18 protein-coding genes are annotated in these 21,226 nt (G+C 71.6%); 14 read left to right on the plus strand and 4 right to left on the minus strand.

From position 1 onward, the window contains the following. Window positions 1-191: 191 nt before the first annotated feature. The 9 genes from fakA (at window position 192) to mutM (ending at window position 9,453) form a co-directional block, all read left to right on the plus strand. Window positions 192-1,895 carry a DAK2 domain-containing protein gene (gene fakA, locus IE264_RS14660; protein ID WP_015611655.1) on the plus strand — a complete coding sequence of 568 codons (1,704 nt, stop codon included), beginning with the start codon at window positions 192-194 and terminating at the stop codon, window positions 1,893-1,895. A 49-nt stretch (window positions 1,896-1,944) separates the two neighbouring features. Continuing rightward, window positions 1,945-4,158: an ATP-dependent DNA helicase RecG gene (gene recG / locus IE264_RS14665; protein ID WP_190167645.1), complete on the plus strand. Its 2,214-nt coding sequence runs from the start codon at window positions 1,945-1,947 to the stop codon at window positions 4,156-4,158. 106 nt (window positions 4,159-4,264) lie between these two features. Next, window positions 4,265-4,849, plus strand: coding sequence for a 16S rRNA (guanine(966)-N(2))-methyltransferase RsmD (rsmD, locus tag IE264_RS14670; protein ID WP_032757447.1), 585 nt, complete (start codon window positions 4,265-4,267; stop codon window positions 4,847-4,849). Between the two features lie 26 nt (window positions 4,850-4,875). Then, window positions 4,876-5,355 (plus strand): pantetheine-phosphate adenylyltransferase, encoded by a 480-nt coding sequence (gene coaD, locus IE264_RS14675; RefSeq protein ID WP_032757446.1) that lies wholly within the window; start codon window positions 4,876-4,878, stop codon window positions 5,353-5,355. 99 nt (window positions 5,356-5,454) lie between these two features. Continuing rightward, complete coding sequence (locus IE264_RS14680) at window positions 5,455-6,597, plus strand: F0F1 ATP synthase subunit B (protein WP_032757445.1); 1,143 nt, start codon at window positions 5,455-5,457, stop codon at window positions 6,595-6,597. A gap of 251 nt (window positions 6,598-6,848) precedes the next feature. Beyond that, on the plus strand, window positions 6,849-7,463 hold the full coding sequence (locus IE264_RS14685; RefSeq protein WP_051821836.1) for a YceD family protein: 615 nt from the start codon (window positions 6,849-6,851) through the stop codon (window positions 7,461-7,463). A 2-nt stretch (window positions 7,464-7,465) separates the two neighbouring features. Continuing rightward, window positions 7,466-7,639 (plus strand): 50S ribosomal protein L32, encoded by a 174-nt coding sequence (gene rpmF / locus IE264_RS14690; protein ID WP_003965982.1) that lies wholly within the window; start codon window positions 7,466-7,468, stop codon window positions 7,637-7,639. A gap of 19 nt (window positions 7,640-7,658) precedes the next feature. After that, window positions 7,659-8,483 carry a ribonuclease III gene (gene rnc, locus IE264_RS14695; RefSeq protein ID WP_015611661.1) on the plus strand — a complete coding sequence of 275 codons (825 nt, stop codon included), beginning with the start codon at window positions 7,659-7,661 and terminating at the stop codon, window positions 8,481-8,483. A 109-nt stretch (window positions 8,484-8,592) separates the two neighbouring features. Further along, complete coding sequence (gene mutM, locus IE264_RS14700; RefSeq protein WP_015611662.1) at window positions 8,593-9,453, plus strand: bifunctional DNA-formamidopyrimidine glycosylase/DNA-(apurinic or apyrimidinic site) lyase; 861 nt, start codon at window positions 8,593-8,595, stop codon at window positions 9,451-9,453. On the opposite strand, the gene IE264_RS14705 is transcribed toward mutM, so the two are convergent. Together IE264_RS14705 and IE264_RS14710 are read right to left on the minus strand one after the other, a co-directional pair. Continuing rightward, window positions 9,426-9,812: a winged helix-turn-helix transcriptional regulator gene (locus IE264_RS14705; protein ID WP_015611663.1), complete on the minus strand. Its 387-nt coding sequence runs from the start codon at window positions 9,810-9,812 to the stop codon at window positions 9,426-9,428. The two genes, mutM and IE264_RS14705, sit on opposite strands and share 28 nt — an antisense overlap. Before the next feature lie 85 nt (window positions 9,813-9,897). Continuing rightward, on the minus strand, window positions 9,898-10,866 hold the full coding sequence (locus IE264_RS14710; protein WP_032757444.1) for a CAP domain-containing protein: 969 nt from the start codon (window positions 10,864-10,866) through the stop codon (window positions 9,898-9,900). A gap of 169 nt (window positions 10,867-11,035) precedes the next feature. Between IE264_RS14710 and IE264_RS14715 the strand changes: the two genes are divergently transcribed. The 4 genes from IE264_RS14715 to IE264_RS14730 all read left to right on the plus strand — a co-directional run bounded on the left by IE264_RS14715 (window position 11,036) and on the right by IE264_RS14730 (window position 17,885). Beyond that, window positions 11,036-11,317 carry an acylphosphatase gene (locus IE264_RS14715; RefSeq protein WP_031124462.1) on the plus strand — a complete coding sequence of 94 codons (282 nt, stop codon included), beginning with the start codon at window positions 11,036-11,038 and terminating at the stop codon, window positions 11,315-11,317. Window positions 11,318-11,756: 439 nt separating this feature from the next. Further along, complete coding sequence (locus IE264_RS14720) at window positions 11,757-11,969, plus strand: hypothetical protein (RefSeq protein ID WP_015611667.1); 213 nt, start codon at window positions 11,757-11,759, stop codon at window positions 11,967-11,969. A gap of 352 nt (window positions 11,970-12,321) precedes the next feature. Continuing rightward, on the plus strand, window positions 12,322-16,239 hold the full coding sequence (locus IE264_RS14725) for an AAA family ATPase (RefSeq protein ID WP_032757443.1): 3,918 nt from the start codon (window positions 12,322-12,324) through the stop codon (window positions 16,237-16,239). Between the two features lie 227 nt (window positions 16,240-16,466). Then, entirely contained in the window at window positions 16,467-17,885 is a 1,419-nt protein-coding gene (locus IE264_RS14730) for a sugar porter family MFS transporter (protein ID WP_015611669.1), read from the plus strand. Window positions 17,886-17,914: 29 nt separating this feature from the next. On the opposite strand, the gene IE264_RS14735 is transcribed toward IE264_RS14730, so the two are convergent. Continuing rightward, window positions 17,915-18,895 (minus strand): LLM class flavin-dependent oxidoreductase, encoded by a 981-nt coding sequence (locus IE264_RS14735; protein WP_032757442.1) that lies wholly within the window; start codon window positions 18,893-18,895, stop codon window positions 17,915-17,917. Between the two features lie 180 nt (window positions 18,896-19,075). On the opposite strand from IE264_RS14735, the gene ftsY reads away from it, so the two are divergent. Further along, the gene (ftsY, locus tag IE264_RS14740; protein WP_015611671.1) at window positions 19,076-20,287 is read left to right on the plus strand and encodes a signal recognition particle-docking protein FtsY; all 1,212 of its coding nucleotides are present in this window, start codon (window positions 19,076-19,078) and stop codon (window positions 20,285-20,287) included. Between the two features lie 94 nt (window positions 20,288-20,381). Here the strand turns inward: ftsY and IE264_RS14745 are convergent, their stop codons facing one another. Then, window positions 20,382-21,029, minus strand: a complete 648-nt coding sequence (locus IE264_RS14745) for a bifunctional DNA primase/polymerase (protein WP_032757441.1) — start codon at window positions 21,027-21,029, stop codon at window positions 20,382-20,384. Window positions 21,030-21,226 lie beyond the last annotated feature (197 nt).

Genomic DNA, 21,226 nt, shown 5'->3' on the forward strand with positions numbered 1-21,226 from the left:
AGTGGCGGTACCGGAGGAATGGCCCGACTCTCATCGGGCAACCGAAGCAGCATACAACGCCTGCTTCGGAGATACGAAACTACCACGGGTTGGCCTGCCGCCCTCCCGCCCCCTGTCCCGCCCGGGACCCCGGAAGGGGGGCTAACCTGCGGTGCAGCCCGTTGCCACGGCCGCTTCAAGGAGGACCATCGGTGCCGCAGCTCCCCGACGATCTGGACGCCGTCGCGGTGCGCACCTGGTGCTCACTGGCCCTGGAGGCCCTGGGCCGGGAGCGCGCGGAGATCGACGCGATCAACGTCTATCCCATCGCCGACGGGGACACCGGCACCAACCTCTATCTGACCGTCGAGTCCGCCGCCGCGGCCGTCGAGGCGGTCTTCGCCGCCCATGAGACCGGCACCACCGCACCCGCCACCGCCGATGCCGTACGCGCCATGGCGCACGGCGCCCTGATCGGCGCCCGGGGGAACTCCGGCACGATCCTGGCCCAGTTGCTGCGCGGTATGGCCGGGGTGCTGGCCGACGGCGGTGACGCGGCTCACCTGCGCCTCGCCCTGACCCGGGCCGCCGCGGCCGCCCGGCAGGCCGTCGCCCACCCGGTGGAGGGCACGGTTCTGACCGTCGCCACGGCGGCCGCCGAAGCCGCGCAGGGCGACGAGCCGGAACTGCGCGCCGTGGTGCGCGCCGCCTACGAGGGCGCACGCGCCGCCCTGGCGAAGACCCCGGAGCAGCTCGCCGTGCTCGGCCGGGCCGGGGTCGTGGACGCCGGGGGGCGGGGACTGGTCGCGGTCCTGGGGGCGCTGGTGGAGGCGGTGACCGGTCAGGCGCCGGTACGGGGGCCTCGTACCGGGTCCGGGAAGGCGGCGGCTCCTGTGGACGGCGGGTCCGTGGTGGGGCTGCCGGTGGGCGGGGTTCCGGTTCCGGCGGGCGGCGCTCTCGTGGAGGGCCCGCTCGACTGCCCCGAGGACGTGGATGGCGGGGGACCCGCCTTCGAGGTGATCTACCTCCTGGAGGCCCGCGACGAGCAGGTGGACCGGCTGCGCACCCGGCTCGACGCGCTCGGCGACTCCCTGGTCGTGGTGGGCGGCGACGGGCTCTGGCACGTCCACGTCCATGTCGACGACGCCGGGGCCGCCGTGGAGGCGGGCGTCGAGGCCGGGCGGCCGTACCGGATCCGGATCACCCACTTCGCCACCGAGAGCGGCCACGACGTCCGCGTCCAGGCGGAACCCGCCCAGCGCGCCGTCGTCGTCGTGGTCCCCGGCGACGGCCTTGCCGGGCTCTGCACCGAGGCCGGCGCCACCACCGTGATCGCCCGCCCCGGCGAACCCCCCGCCAGCGGCGAGCTGGTCGACGCCATCCGCCGCGCGCACGCCCGCGAGGTGGTGCTGCTGCCCAACGACGCGGCCCTGCGCCACACCGCGGCCGCCGCCGCCGAACAGGCCAGGACCGAGGGGGTCAGGGTCGCCCTCGTCCCCACCCGTGCCGCCGTCCAGGGCATCGCCGCCCTCGCCGTCCACGAGCCGGACCGGGGCTTCGACGAGGACGTGGTCGCCATGACCGCCGCCGCCGGCGCCACCCGCTACGCCGAACTGGCCGTCGCCGAGCGCCAGTCGTGGACCATGGCGGGCATCTGCCAGGCCGGGGACATCCTCGGCCTGATCGACGGGGACGTGGCCGTGATCGGCGCCGACGTCCCGGCCACCGCCCGCACCGTGCTCGACCGGATGCTGGCGGCCGGCGGCGAACTGGTCACCCTGGTCCTCGGCGAGGACGTCCCGGACACGCTCGCCGACGCCCTGGAGGAACATGTACGCGAGGGCTACCTCGCCGTCGACACCGTCGTCTACCGGGGCGGACACCAGCGCGCACCCCTGCTGATCGGCATCGAGTAACCGCCTCACGGCCGTGCCCGGCGGACACTTGTCAGTGGCGTGGTGTGCAATGGATCGCGTGTCCTCGTTCGATGAACCTCTCAAGAACCGGCTCGGCGGAGCCACCGCGAAGGTGATGGCCGAGCACCTCGGCCTGCACACGGTCGGTGATCTGCTGCACCACTACCCGCGGCGGTACGAGGAGCGCGGCAAGCTGACCGCGCTGGCCGACCTCCCGCTGGACGAGCACGTCACGGTCGTCGCCCAGGTCGCCGACGCCCGCATCCTGATGTTCAACAACGGGCGGGGCAAGCGGCTGGAGGTCACCCTCACCGACGGCAGCGGCCGTCTCCAGCTGGTCTTCTTCGGCCACGGCGTCCACAAGCCGCACAAGGAGCTGCTCCCCGGCCGCCAGGCGATGTTCGCGGGCAAGGCCTCCGTCTTCAACCGCAAGATGCAGCTGGCCCACCCCACGTACCAACTGCTCGACGCCTCCGACGCCGACGAGGCGACCGAGGCCGTGGACGCCTTCGCCGGACGGCTGCTGCCGATCTACCCCGCCTGCAAGCAGCTCGACTCCTGGCGGATCGCCAAGGCCGTCGACGCCGTACTGCCCCTCGCGCAGGACGCGGTGGACCCGCTGCCCGCCTCCCTGCGCGCGGGGCGCGGCTTCACCCCGCTGCCCGAGGCCCTGCTCAAGGTGCACCGCCCGCAGACGAAGGCGGACGTCGAGGACGCCAGGGCCCGGCTCAAGTGGGACGAGGCGTTCGTCCTCCAGGTCGCCCTGGCCCGCCGGCGGTACGCCGACACCCAGCTCCCCGCCGCCGCCCGCCGCCCCGTCGCCGACGGCCTGCTGGACGCCTTCGACGCCAAGCTGCCGTTCACCCTCACCGAGGGCCAGGAGAAGGTCAGCAAGGAGATCTTCGGCGACCTGGCCACCGAGCACCCCATGCACCGCCTCCTCCAGGGAGAGGTCGGCTCCGGGAAGACGATGGTGGCCCTGCGCGCCATGCTCACCGTGGTCGACGCCGGAGGCCAGGCGGCGATGCTCGCGCCCACCGAAGTCCTGGCCCAGCAGCACCACCGGTCCATCACCGAGATGATGGGCGAGCTGGCCGAGGGCGGCATGCTCGGCGGCTCGGACCGGGGGACCAAGGTCGTCCTGCTCACCGGCTCCATGGGGATGGCGGCCCGCCGCCAGGCCCTGCTCGACCTGGTCACCGGCGAGGCCGGAATCGTCATCGGCACCCACGCCCTCATCGAGGACAAGGTCCAGTTCCACGACCTGGGTCTGGTCGTGGTCGACGAACAGCACCGCTTCGGCGTGGAACAGCGTGACGCCCTGCGCTCCAAGGGGAAGCAGCCGCCCCACCTCCTCGTCATGACCGCCACCCCCATTCCCCGTACGGTCGCGATGACCGTCTTCGGGGACCTGGAGACCTCCGTCCTGGACCAGCTCCCGGCCGGCCGCTCCCCGATCGCCAGCCACGTCGTCCCCGCCAAGGACAAGCCGCACTTCCTCGCCCGCGCCTGGGAGCGCGTAGCCGAGGAGGTGGAGAACGGCCACCAGGCGTACGTGGTCTGCCCCCGCATCGGCGACGACGCGGAGGAGGCCGAGGGGAAAAAGGGCAAGGCGAAGAAGAAGGCCCCCGATGAGGACCCCGAGAAGCGGCCGCCGCTCGCCGTGCTGGAGATCGCCGACGAGCTGCGCAAGGGCGCGCTGGCCGGGCTGAGCGTCGAGGTGCTGCACGGGAGGATGCACCCCGACGAGAAGGATGACGTGATGCGCCGGTTCTCCGCCGGGGACGTCGACGTCCTGGTCGCCACCACCGTCATCGAGGTCGGGGTCAACGTCCCCAACGCCACCGCCATGGTGATCATGGACGCCGACCGGTTCGGCGTCTCCCAGCTCCACCAGCTCCGCGGCCGCGTCGGCCGCGGCTCGGCCCCCGGGCTCTGCCTGCTGGTCAGCGAGGCCCACGAAGCGAGCCCCGCCCGCGCCCGCCTCTCCGCCGTCGCCGCCACCCTCGACGGCTTCGAGCTCTCCCGTATCGACCTGGAGCAGCGCCGCGAGGGCGATGTGCTGGGCCAGGCCCAGTCCGGGGTGCGCTCCTCGCTGCGGATGCTCACCGTCATCGACGACGAGGAGGTCATCGCCGCCGCCCGCGAGGAGGCCGTCGCGATCGTCGCCGCCGACCCGGAGCTGGAGCACCTGCCGGAGCTGCGCACGGTGCTGGCCGCCCTGCTCGACAAGGACCGTGAGGAGTACCTCGACAAGGGGTGAGCCCGGGGCCGCCCTGCTGGTGCGGGCCGCACGCCATATCGTGGACGCACAGCCCGCGCCCCTCTGCGTGCGCCCGGACCCCCACGACCCCGAGGACCAGACACCCATGACCCGCGTGATCGCCGGATCGGCCGGCGGACGCCGCCTGGCCGTACCGCCCGGCACCGGCACCCGCCCCACCTCCGACCGTGCGCGGGAGGGCCTCTTCTCCACCTGGGAGGCGCTGCTCGGCACCCTCGAAGGCGTCCGCGTCGCCGATCTGTACGCCGGGTCCGGCGCCGTCGGCCTCGAAGCGCTCTCCCGTGGCGCGGTCCACGCCCTGCTCGTGGAGGCGGACCAGAAGGCGGTGCGCACCGTCCGGGACAACGTCCGCACGCTCGGGCTGCCCGGCGCCGAGGTGCGGACCGGCAAAGCCGAGCAGATCGTGACAGGTCCGGCGCCCTCGGACCCGTACGACATCGTCTTCCTGGACCCGCCGTACGCCGTCACGGACGACGATCTTCGCGAGATCCTGCTCACACTCCGTGCTCAGGGGTGGCTCACAGCCGATGCGCTCGTCACGGTGGAACGCAGCACCCGGGGCGGAGAATTCGGCTGGCCCGCCGGATTCGAGCCACTGCGGGCCCGTCGCTACGGCGAGGGAACGCTTTGGTACGGTCGCGCCGCCGCTACGTGCGAAGACGCACGATGACCGGACCGGAGAGCGAGGGAATCACAGTGCGCCGCGCCGTCTGTCCGGGGTCTTTCGACCCCATCACCAACGGACATCTCGACATCATCGGACGAGCCTCGAAGCTGTACGACGTGGTGCACGTGGCGGTGATGATCAACCAGTCCAAGCAGGGACTGTTCACCGTGGACGAGCGGATCGAGCTGATCCGCGAGGTCACCGCCGGCTTCGGCAACGTGGAGGTGGAGTCCTTCCACGGCCTCCTGGTCGACTTCTGCAAGCAGCGGGAGATCCCGGCCATCGTGAAGGGCCTGCGGGCCGTGAGCGACTTCGACTACGAGCTCCAGATGGCCCAGATGAACAACGGCCTCTCGGGCGTCGAGACGCTCTTCGTGCCGACCAACCCGACGTACAGCTTCCTGTCGTCCTCGCTGGTCAAGGAGGTCGCCACCTGGGGCGGCGATGTCTCCCACCTGCTGCCGCCGGCGGTCCACGAGGCCCTCATAGGGCGCCTGGGCAAGCGATGAGTGACTGACGGTCCGTCACCAGGTGTCGGGCGGCCGCCGACTGGCCTTACAGTCGTCCCGTCCGTCTCCAACAGAGCAGCAGAGAGTGGCGAGCACACGGTGGACGTGCAGAAGAAGCTCGACGAGATCGTCGAAGCGGTCGGGAACGCCCGCGCCATGCCCATGTCGGCCTCGTGCGTGGTCAACCGCGCCGAGCTGCTCGCCATGCTCGAAGAGGTGCGCGAGGCCCTGCCCGGCTCGCTCGCCCACGCCCAGCAGCTGATCGGCGGCCAGGAGCAGTTCGCCGAGCAGGCCCGGCAGGAGGCCGAGCGGATCATCCAGTCCGCCCACGCCCAGCGCTCCTCCCTGATCGCCGAGACCGAGATCGCCCGCCAGTCGCAGAGCGAGGCCGACCGGATCCTCTCCGAGGCCCGCCGCGAGGCCGAGGAGGTCCGGGCCGAGGCCGACGACTACGTCGACAGCAAGCTCGCCAACTTCGAGGTCGTCCTCACCAAGACCATCGGCTCCGTGGACCGGGGCCGCGAGAAGCTCCTCGGCCGGAGCCAGGGCCTGGACGAGCAGGGCTACCAGGACCCCGACTTCGCCGAGGCGCCCGAGCGCAGCGCCGACCCGGAGACGCTGCGGCAGCGGGCCGACGCGTACGTCGACGCCAAGTTCGGCGCCTTCGAGGCCGTCCTCGCCAAGACCCTGGAGGCGGTCGGCCGCGGCCGGCAGAAGCTGCTCGGCCGGGTCGCCTCCGACGACCTCGGGGCCCACATGGCCGCCCAGGACGCGGCGGGCGCCCAGGGGCACACCAGTGACGCCGACTACCTGGCCGGGCTCGCCGAGCTGGCCACCCCGGAGCCGCGCCAGGCACCCCAGCAGCCCCTCTACCAGGAGCCGCAGCAGCCGCAGGCCGAGGCGGGCTACGCGCCGACGGAGTACGCGCCGACGGAGTACGGGCAGCCGGAGTACGCGCAGGCGGCGTACGGCTACCAGGAGCAGCCGCACCAGCAGGGCGCCCAGGGTGTGCAGGACCCGTACGGCTACCAGCAGGTGCCGGACCCGTACGCGGCCTACCAGCAGCCCGCCTACGACCCGAACCAGTACCCGCCCCAGCCGCAGGGCCGGCCGGACTACGGCTGGCAGCAGCAGCCGCAGGTGCCCGCCCAGCAGAACCAGGGCGCCCTGGACGAGACCAGCCTCTTCGACACCAGCATGATCGACCTGGAGCAGCTGCGCCGCTACGAAGAGGGCCGCTGACCCCGGCCGGGGGGCCGTGAGGCGCTCCGGGCGCCGGGGCCCTGAGCCGATTGGGTGCTGAGCGGTCCGTCCAGTATCCTGAATCCTCGGTCGCACATAGGTCCGCGATCCCGGCTGCCCGTTTCGTCTGCGAATCGGGACGGTGTGATTCCGGACCGGAGACGGCCCCTCCCCTGAGCAACAAGCACGACTCCCATGATTCGAAAGCAGGAAACGCCCTGAACGGCCACCTCGACCACCGCAACCCTCTCGTGTTCGATACGCGCGAGCTGGGTCGGCGTCCAGGTGCCCTGAAGCGGCTGTCCCGCTCGGTGGACGCACCCGGTTCACCGGTTCTCGGTATCGACGGCGTCATCGGTGTGCCGGAAGGCGCACCCCTGGAGCTGGACCTCCGACTCGAATCGGTCATGGAAGGGGTGCTTGTCACAGGTACCGCCCGTGCGAGCGCCGAGGGGGAGTGCGTAAGGTGTCTGGAGCCGCTGACCGTAGAGGTCGACGCGGATTTCCAGGAGATGTTCTCGTACCCTGACGCCGACGACCGGGGCCGCAGCAGTGCGGCGGACCCGGCCGACGACGCCGAGGACGACGAGGACAGGTTCTTCCTCGAGGACGGCTTGTTCGACCTCGAGTCAGTGCTGCGTGACGCGGTAGTGCTCGCACTGCCCATGCAGCCGGTGTGCAAGGAGACCTGCGCCGGTCTGTGTTCCGAATGCGGAATCAGGCTGGACGAGAACCCGGGCCACCACCACGACGCCGTCGACATCCGTTGGGCGGCACTGCAAGGACTCGCCGACACCGTTCAGGACGGCGAGAAGGACAACATGGGCGGCGCCGAACCGGGCGTCGACGAGAAGCAGGAGAAGTAGCCGTGGCTGTTCCGAAGCGGAAGATGTCGCGCAGCAACACGCGCCACCGCCGGTCGCAGTGGAAGGCTGCGGTCCCCACCCTGGTTTCGTGCGAGCGTTGCCAGGAGCCGAAGCTCCAGCACATTGCGTGCCCGAGCTGCGGCACCTATAACAAGCGCCAGGTCCTCGAGGTCTGAGCGGCTGGTGAGAGGCCCGATGTCTGAGTTGTCCAGCGCCAAGAAGCAGGCAGACAACATCAACACAGCCTCGTCCCACACGCTTCTGGAAGGGCGGCTCGGGTATCACCTCGAGTCCGCCCTTCTGGTACGTGCGCTGACCCATCGTTCGTACGCATACGAGAACGGCGGTCTGCCCACCAACGAACGGCTCGAATTCCTCGGGGATTCGGTGCTCGGCCTGGTGGTCACGGACACGCTGTACCGCACCCACCCCGACCTGCCCGAAGGCCAGCTGGCCAAGTTGCGGGCCGCGGTGGTCAACTCGCGTGCACTTGCGGAAGTGGGCCGCGGCCTCGAACTCGGCTCCTTCATCCGGCTCGGCCGCGGTGAAGAGGGCACGGGTGGCCGGGACAAGGCTTCCATCCTCGCCGACACACTGGAAGCAGTGATCGGCGCGGTCTACCTCGACCAGGGCCTCAGCGCGGCCTCGGAGCTGGTCCACCGGCTCTTCGACCCGCTGATCGACAGGTCCTCGAACCTCGGCGCCGGCCTGGACTGGAAGACCAGTCTCCAGGAGCTCACCGCGAGCGAGAGCCTCGGAGTCCCCGAGTACCTCGTCACGGAGACCGGCCCGGACCACGAGAAGACCTTCACTGCTGCTGCTCGCGTCGGTGGTGTCTCGTACGGCACCGGCACCGGCCGTAGCAAGAAGGAAGCGGAGCAGCAGGCGGCGGAATCCGCCTGGCGCGAGATCAGCGCCGCCGCAGAGGCACGGCAGGCCGCGGAGAAGTCCGCAGCCGACGGAGGGGCCGCCGACACCCCTGCCGACCCGTCGCCCGACACGGACGCCGCTCCGGCCTGAAGCAGCACCCCGAACCCCTCGGTGCCCTGTGCACCGGGGGGTTCTCCCTGTCCCGGGGAGCCGGTCCCGCGCCCCCGTACTGCCGTCGTCGTGTCTGGAGTGGTCCACCGTGCCCGAGCTGCCCGAGGTCGAAGTCGTACGCCGGGGCCTTGAGCGCTGGGTCAGCGGCCGTACCGTCACCGAGGTCGAGGTCCTGCACCCCCGTGCGGTCCGCCGGCACCTCGCGGGCGGCCCCGACTTCGCCGCCCGGCTGCGCGGGGTCCGGTTCGGTACGGCGATGCGGCGCGGCAAGTACCTCTGGGTGCCGATCGACGAGGCCGCCTCCTCGCTGCTGGGCCACCTCGGCATGAGCGGACAGCTGCTGGTGCAGCCCACGGACGCGCCCGACGAGAAGCACCTGCGGATCCGCATGCGGTTCGACGACGCCCTCGGCACCGAGCTGCGCTTCGTCGACCAGCGCACCTTCGGCGGGCTCTCGCTGCACGACACCACCCCCGACGGGCTGCCCGACACCATCGCGCACATCGCCCGGGACCCGCTCGACCCGCTCTTCGACGACGCCGCGTTCCACACCGCCCTGCGCCTGCGCCGTACGACGGTCAAGCGCGCGCTCCTGGACCAGTCGCTGATCAGCGGCGTCGGCAACATCTACGCGGACGAGGCGCTCTGGCGCGCAAAGCTGCACTACGACCGGCCGACCGCGACCCTCACCCGCCCGAAGTCGGCCGAGCTGCTCGGCCATGCCCGGGACGTGATGAACGCGGCCCTCGCCCAGGGCGGCACCAGCTTCGACAGCCTGTACGTCAACGTGAACGGCGAGTCCGGCTACTTCGACCGCTCGCTCGACGCGTACGGCAGGGAGGGCGAGCCGTGCCGCCGCTGCGGGACGCCGATGCGCCGCCGCGCCTGGATGAACCGGTCCAGCTACTTCTGCCCGCGCTGTCAGCGGCCGCCGCGCGTGGCGTCGTAACGCGTCCGGGCGGCGATTACGTCGTCCATCCGCCCCTCGACGAGATGGATGAGCCCGAGGAGCTGCCCGGCGACCTCGCGGCCGAACGGGGTGAGCTCGTAATCCACCCGGGGCGGGTTGACCGGCTGCGCCTCCCGCAGGACGAGCCCGTCGCGCTCCAGTGCGTGCAGCGTCTGGGAGAGCATCTTCTCGCTGACCCCGTCGACCCGGCGGCGCAGCTCGTTGAACCGGAGCCTCTCCTCGTACAGCGCGCCCAGCGTCAGGCTGCCCCAGCGCCCGGTGACATGCTCCAGCGTGGAGCGCGAGGGGCACTGCCGGGAGAAGACGTCGAAGGCGGAAACGTCCGTATCGCTGGCCATGGAAACAGCTTACGCCCGCACAGTGCTCACCCCGAGGGAGCGCTGTGCGGGCGTAAGTGGTCGGGCCTCTACGGGCGTCTACGGATCAGAAGCCGAAGTTCTGGGTCCACCACGGGCCGCCGGAGCCCTCGTGGACGCCGATGCCGATGGTCTTGTAGTCACAGTTGAGAATGTTCGCCCGGTGGCCTTCGCTGTTCATCCAGCCGTCCATCACGGCCTGGGCGTCGGCCTGGCCGCGGGCGATGTTCTCCGCGGCGAGCCCCTGCACCCCGGCCTGGGCGGCACGGTCCCAGGGGGTGTCGCCGTCCGGGTCGGTGTGGTCGAAGAAGCCGCGGGCCGCCATGTCCTCGCTGAAGTTCTGGGCCAGCGAGGTGAGCGGGGCGCTGGTGGTCAGCGGGGAGCAGCCGACCTTCGAGCGCTCCTGGTTCACCAGGGCCAGCACCTCGGCGCGGGCCGAGGTGTCGGACGGCGAGGGGGCCGGCTTCTTGGTGGGCGGCGGGGCGACGGTCTTCTTCGGCGGTGCCGGGGTCCTGCTCGCCGGGGCGGTGCTCTTCTTCGGGGCGGTGGCGGGCGCCTTCGACTCCTTGGACGGCGTAGCAGCCGGCTTCTTGGAGGGGGTGGCGGAGGGCGCGGCCGACTTCGACGGAGTCTTCGAGGCGCTGCCGGAAGGCGACTTCGACGCGGGCGTGGACGGCGACTTCGAGGGCGTCTTCGAAGGGGCCCCGGGGCGCTCGCTGCCCCGGCTGGCGGGGGAGGAAGAACGGTCGGCCGGGGCGCTGGAGCCGCCCTGCTGGGTCAGCAGGTCGGGGGCGCCGCCGGTGCGCACCTGGTCGGCCGCGGAGCTGCCGCCCGAGGTGTAGGTGTCGCCGCCGGGAAGCAGACCCGAGGCGACGGCGACAGCGCCGACCGCCATCGCGGCCGAGGCGCCGAGAAGCCCGGTGCGCACGGGTACCGCGGACTTCTTCTTCCGGCGCGTGCCCCGGTGCCGCGAGGAGGCTCCGGCCGCGGGTTCTTCAGCGGCGGGGCCTGCGGCGGATCGTCGGTGGCGTCCCATGCGCTGTGCCTTCCTGATGCTCCGGACGTCGCAGCGACGTCACCCGATTACCGGTCGATCTTCATCCCGATACTCACCCGATCGAGTGAGGCTATTGCGACGGGACTGTACGCCATGGCTCAAAGGGGCTGCCGTGCTCTTGGAGCAATTGGCCGGTTAGCGTTCGGGCATGAACGTAGATGCACGCCTGGTCGTCTGGGTACGCGGCCGAGTACAGCAAGTAGGGTTCCGCTGGTTCACCAGGGAAAATGCTTTGGAGATCGGCGGACTCGTGGGCTTTGCACTCAATCTCGACGACGGCCGGGTGCAGGTGGTCGCCGAGGGATCACGTGACAATTGCCACCGTCTGCTGGATTGGCTGCGCTCCGACGACACACCCGGGCGCGTGGACGGAGTCACTGAGATCTGGGACACCCCGCGCGGCGGTTACGAGGGATTCGCCATCCGCTGATACGGGCCCCCGCCGACGCCCCGGATCCGCTCGGTGAACGCGGCGCGGCGAAGGGTCACGGGCCGGCCCGCCGGACCCCCCGCACCCGAAATGACCTGCGAAAGGACCGCGCGGCGGACGATGGTTGCCAGATGCGGAATGTCGTGCAAGGCTGCGGCATTGACGAAGATCTCCACCCCCGTCGGGGTCCCGCAGGAGAGTCGCGCCGCATGATCGTCCGGCCGCGCGCCCCCGGGACACCTGGCTCCACAGGGTGTGATCGTGTTGACCGTCAAACTTTTTGGTGAGACGCTGAAAACCCCGCGCACCTTAGCTGTTCGGTAGAGCTGATATGCAGCAGAACCGCAGTGGTGACAGAGCCCTGCCGAGCACCGCGGGTGCGATCCCCTGACGACCCACACCGCATCGGTCGGTCACTCATTGTGGAGGACCATCCATCATGGCAAAGGCGCTTCTCGGTTACGTCGGCGGTTCCGACCCGCGACTCCTCGCCGAGATGCGACGGCTCCAGCAGCGCGTCCAGGACCTGGAATCCGAGCTCAACCGGATCCAGGACGAGAACGACGCGCTCAACGCCGCCGCTCAGCACCAGGACTCGTTGCTCGACAGCATCGACATCGACGTACCCCAGGGCGAGCCTGCACTGACCTGACCGGTGGCCCTCGCGGGCCGGTCGGGCTGTCCATGCTCAGCAGCCTAGAAACAACATCTCTCCATCGCTGATCCGTCCTGTGTCACGGATCGCCGTCCCCGGACGACCGGGTCCCTGACCGACAGGGCCGCCCTGTCCCCGGATCACCGGCAACGCATCGTCCGGTTGCCGAGGCGATGCGCCGTGCAGGACCGCACCAAAGATCTATGCACCAAGATCTACAGGGACGCTTCGGCGTCCCTTTTTTCTTTGTCCGGACCCCCCGGCCCCCGCCGTGCCGCCCTCGCTTACCGTCTGATGTGCCCTGCACCTTCATCACCGAAACCGAGAGGGAAAGGTAGAGTCCGGCGGCGTGCACCTCAAGGCCCTGACCCTGCGTGGTTTCAAATCGTTCGCGTCCGCCACCACCCTGCGGTTCGAACCGGGGATCACCTGTGTCGTAGGACCCAATGGTTCGGGAAAGTCCAATGTGGTGGACGCCCTCTCCTGGGTCATGGGCGAACAGGGAGCCAAATCCCTGCGCGGCGGCAAGATGGAAGACGTGATCTTCGCCGGGACGACCGGGCGGCCTCCGCTCGGCCGCGCCGAAGTGTCGCTGACCATCGACAATTCCGATGGCGCATTGCCCATCGAGTACGCCGAAGTGACGATCACTCGGATCATGTTCCGCAATGGCGGCAGTGAATACCAGATCAATGGCGACACCTGCCGGCTGCTGGACATCCAGGAACTCCTCTCCGATTCCGGTATCGGCCGCGAGATGCACGTCATCGTCGGCCAGGGCCAGTTGGACTCCGTCCTGCACGCCGACCCGATGGGCCGCCGGGCCTTCATCGAGGAGGCCGCCGGCGTCCTCAAGCACCGCAAGCGGAAGGAGAAGGCGCTCCGGAAGCTGGACGCGATGGGCGCCAATCTGGCCCGCGTCCAGGACCTCACCGACGAGCTGCGCCGCCAGCTCAAGCCGCTCGGCAGGCAGGCCGCCGTCGCCCGCCGGGCCGCCGTCATCCAGGCCGATCTGCGCGACGCCCGGCTCCGGCTCCTCGCGGACGACCTCACAACCCTGCGCGACGCGCTGCGCGACGAGATCGCCGACGAGGCCGAGCTGAAGAAGCGGAAGGACGCGGCCGAGGCCGATCTGAAGGCGGCACTCGCCCGGGAGGCCGAGCTGGAGGGCGAGGTGCGCCGGCTCGCGCCCCGGCTCCAGCGGGCCCAGCAGACCTGGTACGAGCTGTCGCAGCTCGCCGAGCGGGTACGCGGCACGATCTCGCTGGCCGACGCCCGGGTCAGGAGCGCCGGCGAAGCCCCCGCCGAGGAGCGCCGGGGCCGCGACCCGGAGGACCTGGAGCGCGAGGCGGCCCGGATCCGCGAGCAGGAGGCGGAGCTGACGGCGGCCCTGGAGGCGGCCGAACACGCACTGGAGGACACCGTCGCCCACCGCGCCGACCTGGAGCGCGAGCTGGCCGCCGAGGAGCGCAGGCTCAAGGACGCCGCCCGCGCCATCGCGGACCGGCGCGAGGGGCTGGCCCGGCTGAACGGCCAGGTCAACGCGGCCCGCAGCCGGGCCGGTTCGGCGCAGGCCGAGATCGACCGGCTGGCCGCGTCCCGCGACGAGGCACAGGAGCGGGCGCACGCCGCCCAGGAGGAGTACGAGCAGCTCAGGGCCGAGGTCGAAGGCCTCGACGCGGACGACGAGGAGCTGACCGCCCGCCACGAGGAGGCCAAGCAGGCACTCGCCGGGGCCCAGGCCGCCCACAGCGCCGCCCGCGAGGAGGCGACGGCCGCCGAGCGCAGGCGGGCGGCGGTCGCGGCCCGGCACGAGGCGCTGGCCCTGGGGCTGCGCCGCAAGGACGGTACGGGGGCGCTGCTCGGCGCCCGGGACCGGCTGGCCGGACTCCTCGGCCCCGCCGCCGAACTGCTCACCGTCGAGCCCGGTTACGAGGTCCCGGTCGCGGCCGCCCTCGGCACGGCGGCGGACGCGGTGGCCGTCGCGGACCCGGCCACGGCGGCCGACGCGATCCGGCTGCTGCGCGAACGGGACGCGGGGCGCGCGACGATGCTGCTGGGCGCGGTGGCCGGCGACGCTCCGGAGGCCCGGCCCCATCACGTACCGGAGCAGTCCGGTGAGCACGTACGCGTACAGGGGGAGGCGCGCGGGACCGGTCCGGCGCACCCCGGCGCCCCTGCCGTCTCCGCCGGAGCGTCCGGCACGACCGCCTCCGCATCCGGCACGGCCACCTCCGCCGGCGTGCCCGCCGCCCCTGGCCGGCTGCCCGCGCAGGCCGGTGCTCACGGCAGCACGGAATCCGCGCCCGGCGCGCAGCCCGCGCCTGCCGCACAGCCCACACCCGCCGCGCCTGCCGCACAGCCCACACCCGCCGCGCCTGCCGCACAGCCCACACCCGCCGCGCCCGCCGCCCCGGACGCCGTCGCTCTGCCGCACGGCCGTGCCGAGACCGCCACCGCCCTCACCGCGCCCGCCGTCTCCGACCTCGTGCGCGGGCCCGCCGCCCTGATGACCGCCGTCCACCGCCTCGTACAGCACATGGTGGTCGTCGGGACGCTGGAGGAAGCCGAGGAGCTGATCGCCGCGCACCCGGAGCTGACCGCGGTGACCGGTGAAGGGGACGTGCTCTCCGCCCACTTCGCGCACGGTGGTTCCGCCGGGGCGCCCAGTCTCCTGGAGGTGCAGGCCTCCGTGGACGAGGCCGCCGCCGAGCTGGCCGACCTCGCCGTGCGGTGCGAGGAGCTGGCGCAGGCCCAGCGGCTGGCGGGGGAGCGGCGCACGGAGGGGGCGGCGCTCGTCGAGGAGCTGGGGGAGCGGCGGCGGGCGGCCGAGCGGGAGAAGTCGGGCGTCGCCCAGCAGCTCGGCCGGCTCTCCGGGCAGGCCCGGGCCGCGGCGGGCGAGGCCGAGCGGATGACTGCCTCAGCCGCCCGCGCCCAGGAGGCCCTGGAGCGGGCGGTGGAGGAGGCCGAGGAGCTGGCCGAACGGCTGCTGGTCGCCGAGGAGGCGCCGGTGGAGGAGGAGCCCGACACCTCCGTACGGGACCGGCTCGCCGCCGACGGGGCCAACGCCCGCCAGACCGAGATGGAGGCCCGGCTCCAGGCCCGTACCCACGAGGAACGGGTGAAGTCGCTGGCCGGGCGCGCCGACGGGCTCGACCGGGCCGCCCGCACCGAACGGGAGGCGCGCGCCCGCGCCGAACAGCGCCGGGCCCGGCTGCGGCACGAGGCCGAGGTGGCCTCCGCCGTCGCGTCGGGCGCCCGTCAGCTGCTGGCGCACGTGGAGGTGTCCCTCGTACGGGCGGACCAGGAGCGGACCTCGGCGGAGGCCGCCAAGGGCGAGCGGGAACGCGAGCTGGCCGTCGAGCGGGGCCGGGGCCGCGACCTCAAGGGGGAGCTGGACAAGCTCACCGACTCCGTCCACCGGGGCGAGGTGCTGGGCGCCGAGAAGCGGCTGCGCATCGAGCAGCTGGAGACCAAGGCCCTGGAGGAGCTCGGCGTGGAGCCCGCCGGGCTGATCGCCGAGTACGGCCCCGACCAGCTCGTACCGCCGTCGCCCGCGGCGGAGGGCGAGGAGCTGTCGGAGGACCCGGAGCATCCCCGTAACCGGCCGAAGGCCTTTGTGCGGGCGGAACAGGAGAAGCGGCTGCGGTCGGCCGAACGGGCGTACCAGCAACTCGGGAAGGTGAATCCGCTCGCCCTGGAGGAGTTCTCGGCGCTGGAGGAACGGCACAAGTTCCTCTCCGAGCAGCTTGAAGACCTGAAGCGGACCCGGGCCGATCTGCTCCAGGTGATCAAGGAGGTCGACGAGCGGGTCGAGCAGGTGTTCACGGAGGCGTACCGGGACACCGCCCGCGAGTTCGAGGGCGTCTTCTCCCGGCTCTTCCCCGGCGGCGAGGGGCGGCTGATCCTGACCGACCCGGACAACATGCTGGCCACCGGAGTGGACGTGGAGGCGCGTCCTCCGGGCAAGAAGGTGAAGCGTCTCTCCCTGCTCTCGGGCGGTGAGCGGTCCCTGACGGCCGTGGCGTTGCTGGTCGCCATCTTCAAGGCCCGGCCCAGTCCCTTCTACGTCATGGACGAGGTCGAGGCCGCGCTCGACGACACCAATCTGCAGCGGCTGATCCGGATCATGGAGGAGCTCCAGGAGAGTTCCCAGCTGATCGTCATCACCCACCAGAAGCGGACGATGGAGGTCGCCGACGCGCTGTACGGCGTCTCCATGCAGGGTGACGGTGTGTCGAAGGTGATCAGTCAGAGGCTTCGCTGACCCGATCGGCCCATCCGCCGACTTTTTACCGAATCATCAGAAGTTCGACGCACCTTCTGTGCGGACCTGGGTACACGCTGCTCCGGCCCACTGTTTGACTTCGTTTCTTGAACGCATAACCTCTGCAAAGTTGATTTCGCCTTCAAGTGGTGGCGGGCCGGATGTTGTGCCCCACTGGGAAGGCTCACCCCCCACGTCTGACTTGCGGCCAGGCATCAGGAGTTCATGTGACCAGCGCAGCGAACGGACCGGAGTCCGGAGCCCGAGCGGCCCATCCGGACCACCTCGGCCATGTCATCTTCATCACGGCAGCCGCGGCGATGGGCGGCTTCCTCTTCGGTTACGACAGTTCCGTCATCAACGGGGCCGTCGAAGCGATCCGCGACCGGTACGACATCGGCTCCGGAACGCTTGCCCAGGTCATCGCCATCGCGCTGATCGGCTGTGCGATCGGCGCAGCCACCGCAGGCCGGATCGCGGACCGGATCGGCCGTATCCGCTGCATGCAGATCGCCTCGGTGCTCTTCACCGCCAGCGCCATCGGCTCCGCGCTGCCGTTCGCGCTCTGGGACCTGGCGATCTGGCGCGTCATCGGCGGCTTCGCCATCGGCATGGCCTCCGTGATCGGCCCGGCCTATATCGCCGAGGTCTCCCCGCCCGCCTACCGCGGCCGGCTCGGCTCCTTCCAGCAGGCCGCGATCGTCATCGGCATCGCCATCTCCCAGCTGGTCAACTACACCCTGCTCCAGATCGCCGACGGCGATCAGCGCGGCAAGATCCTGGGCCTGGAGGCCTGGCAGTGGATGCTCGGCGTGATGGTCGTCCCGGCCATCCTGTACGGGCTCCTCTCCTTCGCGATCCCCGAGTCCCCGCGCTTCCTCATCTCGGTCGGCAAGAAGGCCCAGGCCCGCAAGATCCTCGAAGAGGTCGAGGGCGACAAGATCGACCTCGACGCCCGCGTGACGGAGATCGAGACCGCCATGCACCGTGAGCACAAGTCCTCCTTCAAGGACCTGCTCGGCAACCGCTTCTTCTTCCTGCCCATCGTCTGGGTCGGCATCGGGCTGTCGATGTTCCAGCAGCTCGTCGGCATCAACGTCGCGTTCTACTACTCGGCGACGCTGTGGCAGTCCGTCGGCATCGACCCGACCGACTCGTTCTTCTACTCGTTCACCACCTCGATCATCAACATCATCGGCACGGTGATCGCGATGGTGCTGGTGGACCGGGTGGGCCGCAGGCCGCTCGCTCTCGTCGGCTCCGTCGGTATGGCGATCGCGCTCGCTTTCGAGGCATGGGCCTTCTCCGCCGATCTGATCGACGGCAAGCTGCCCACCACCCAGGGCGTCGTGGCCCTGGTCGCCGCCCACGTCTTCGTGCTCTTCTTCGCGCTGTCGTGGGGTGTGGTCGTCTGGGTCTTCCTGGGCGAGATGTTCCCGAACCGGCTCCGCGCCGCCGCCCTCGGCGTCGCCGTCTTCGCGCAGTGGATGGCCAACTGGGCGATCACCGCCAGCTTCCCGAGCCTGGCCGACTGGAACCTCTCGGGGACGTACATCATCTACGCCTGCTTCGCCGTTCTCTCCATCCCCTTCGTGCTCAAGTTCGTGAAGGAGACGAAGGGCAAGACGCTGGAGGAGATGGGCTAGCCCCTTATACGTTCACGCGCTGCCCTGGTTCACTGCTGAACCGGGGCAGCTGGCGTCTCCAGGGCCGCGCAGAACAGCCGCAGACTGCGCCACCCCTCCTCCACCGGCATCCCGCCGCAGAGCGGGTGCAGCACCAGCGACTCCGCGTCCAGCCCGGCCAGCTCCTCCGGCGTGACGATCCGGTAGACCCCCTCCTCCCGCAGCTCCGCCACCGTCGTGGCCGCCGAGCGCACCGCCGAGCGGATGTCCTTCGACTGCCAGGAGGCGTACGTCCGCGCCTCGTGCAGCAGGTGCTCCCCGTACAGCGCCCACGTCCGCTCCGGGTCCTCCGACACATGGAGCAGCGGTGTCCGGGCCGCGGGCATCATGCAGAACCCCTCCGTCCCATGGACCGCGCGCTGCTGGTGGTAGTACGCCTCCAGCTCCGGCAGATGCGCGCTCGGGAAGAGCGGCAGCCCCAGCCGGGCCGCCCGCCGCGCCGCCGCCCGTGAGCTGCCGCCGACCAGGAGCATCGGATGCGGCCGCGTGTACGGGCGAGGGGTGACGCGTACCGTACGGCCCCGGTAGGGGAACGGCTCCCCGCTCCACGCCGTCAGCAGCGTCTCCAGCAGCTCGTCCTGGAGCCTGCCGCGCCGCCCCCACTCCACACCCGCCCGCTCGTACTCCTCGGGCCGGTAGCCGATCCCCGCGACCGTCACGAGCCGGCCCGCGCTCAGCAGGTCGAGCACCGCGATGTCCTCCGCGAGCCGCAGCGGGTCGTGCAGCGGGCCGATGATCGCCGACACGGTCACCGCGATCCGTCGGGTGGCGCCGAAGGCCGCCCCGGCGAAGGTGAACGGGGAGGGCAGCCAGGAGTTCGCCACCCCGTGGTGCTCCTCGGTCTGCACCGTGTCGACGGAGTGCTCGTCCGCGTACGCGGCCATCTCCAGGGCGGCACGGTAGCGGGCCGAGAGGGTTACGGGGGTGGCTTCGGGATCGACGAGATTGAACCGGACCACGGTGAAGGCCATGACGGGTGTCCCCTGTTCGCCGGGTGGGCAGGGCGGGGCGCACAGTAGCTGACGAACCGTCAGAAGTGTAGAGGCGGGCGCGTCGCATTACCGCCAAAAGGTGCATAGAGGTTCGGCGGATCACCGGGCGGCGTGCGGGGCCGTGCCCGTGCGGCGGCCGTGGCCGATACTGGACGGGTTATGGAACTCGTCGAAATCGTCATCCTCGCTGTAGTCATCGCCCTGGCCGCTGTCGGCCTGGTCGGCGGGCTCGTGGTCGGCAGCCGCAAGAAGCGGAAGCTGCCGCCCCCGCCGTCGTCCACGCCGACCATCACTCCTCCCGCCGAGCCGCAGGTCGGCGAGGAGGCCGAGACGCCGCGCGACGAAGCGCGGCGCACCATCGACGAAGTCGGCCTCCCGGACGCCACCGCGCCCGCCGAGGAGGCCCCGGCCGTCGAGGTCCCGGCGCCGCCCGCGCTGGAGGTCCCCGAGCCCACCGAAGGCCGGCTCGTCCGGCTGCGGGCCCGGCTCGCCCGCTCGCAGAACTCGCTCGGCAAGGGGCTGCTCACCCTGCTGTCCCGGGACAACCTGGACGAGGACACCTGGGAGGAGATCGAGGACACCCTCCTCACCGCCGACGTCGGCGTCGCCCCCACCCAGGAACTGGTCGAGCGGCTCCGTGAGCGCGTCCGGGTGCTCGGCACCCGCACCCCCGAGGACCTGCGCGCCCTGCTGCGCGAAGAGCTGATCACCCTGCTCGGACCGGAGCTCGACCGCGAGGTCAGGACCGAGGGCGGCGCCGAGACCCCGGGCGTCGTGATGGTCGTCGGCGTCAACGGCACCGGCAAGACCACCACCACCGGCAAGCTGGCCCGGGTGCTCGTCGCCGACGGCCGCAGCGTGGTCCTCGGCGCGGCCGACACCTTCCGCGCCGCCGCCGCCGACCAGCTCCAGACCTGGGGTGAGCGCGTCGGCGCCCGTACGGTCCGCGGGCCCGAGGGCGGCGACCCGGCATCGATCGCGTACGACGCGGTCAAGGAGGGCATCGCCGAGGGGGCCGACGTGGTCCTCATCGACACCGCCGGCCGGCTGCACACCAAGACCGGTCTCATGGACGAGCTGGGCAAGGTCAAGCGGGTCGTGGAGAAGCACGGCCCACTGGACGAGATCCTGCTGGTCCTGGACGCCACCACCGGGCAGAACGGCCTCGTGCAGGCCCGGGTCTTCGCCGAGGTGGTGGACATCACCGGCATCGTCCTCACCAAGCTCGACGGCACCGCCAAGGGCGGCATCGTCATCGCGGTCCAGCGGGAGCTGGGCGTACCGGTGAAGCTCATCGGGCTCGGTGAGGGAGCGGACGACCTGGCCCCGTTCGAGCCCGGCGCCTTCGTCGACGCGCTGATCGGGGACTGACGCGCCTCTCCGGACCATCCCGTACGGCGGACGGGCGGCGGCTCCCACGAGGAGCCTGCCGCCCGTCCGCCGTTTCCGTGCTCCTGCCTACCGCTCAGGACCGGTGGCAGACGTACGCCAGCGTCCCCAGCAGCAGCCGCGCCTGCGGGGGAGCGGCGGCCGTGTCCAGCACCGGGGGGCGCAGCCAGCGGACCGGGCCGAGGCCGCCGAGGTCGGACGGCGGGGCGGTGATGTGCGCGCCCGGGCCGAGCGCCCGCAGGTCCAGGTCCGCGTCGTCCCAGCCCATGCGGTAGAGCAGACCGGGCAGTTCGGCGGCGGCTCCGGGGGCGACGAAGAACTGCGCCCGGCCGGTCGGCGTCACCGTCACCGGGCCCAGCGGCAGCCCCATCCGCTCCAGCCGCACCAGGGCGCGCCGCCCGGCCTGCTCCGCGACGTCCAGGACGTCGAAGGCGCGGCCCACCGGCAGCAGCATCGAGGCGCCCGGGGTCTCGGCCCAGGCGTCCGCCGCCCGGTCCAGTCCGGTGCCCGCGGGGACCTCCCGGGCGAAGCCCAGCGGATGCGCGCCGGGGGAGGGGCAGGCCCGCTGCCCGCACGAGCAGGCGCCGGCCCGGGCGCGGGTGCCCGGCGCCACGTCCCAGCCCCAGAGTCCGGTGTACTCGGCCACCGCGGTGGCCTCGGCGCCGCGGCCGCGCCGCCGTACGCCGGAACGTTTCTCGCGGATGCCGCCGATCGTGAAGCCCATGCCCCCTCCAACGGGTCCGACTCATCGGTGGTTACGACCCGGAGTGCTCGGGTAACCCTCCGTCGCTGCAACTCGATCGAGTGGCGTGCGCCGTTGTGCGCGAGGTGGTGCGGCGCGGTGCGTGCGCCCCCGAATGCTTCCGTACGCTCGCCATCGGTCGTGGTGGCTCAAGTCAAGCGCGCCGGGCGGCAGTCGGG

It is taken from the genome of Streptomyces microflavus (genome assembly GCF_014650075.1).
GTDB classification, from domain to species: Bacteria; Actinomycetota; Actinomycetes; order Streptomycetales; family Streptomycetaceae; genus Streptomyces; species Streptomyces microflavus.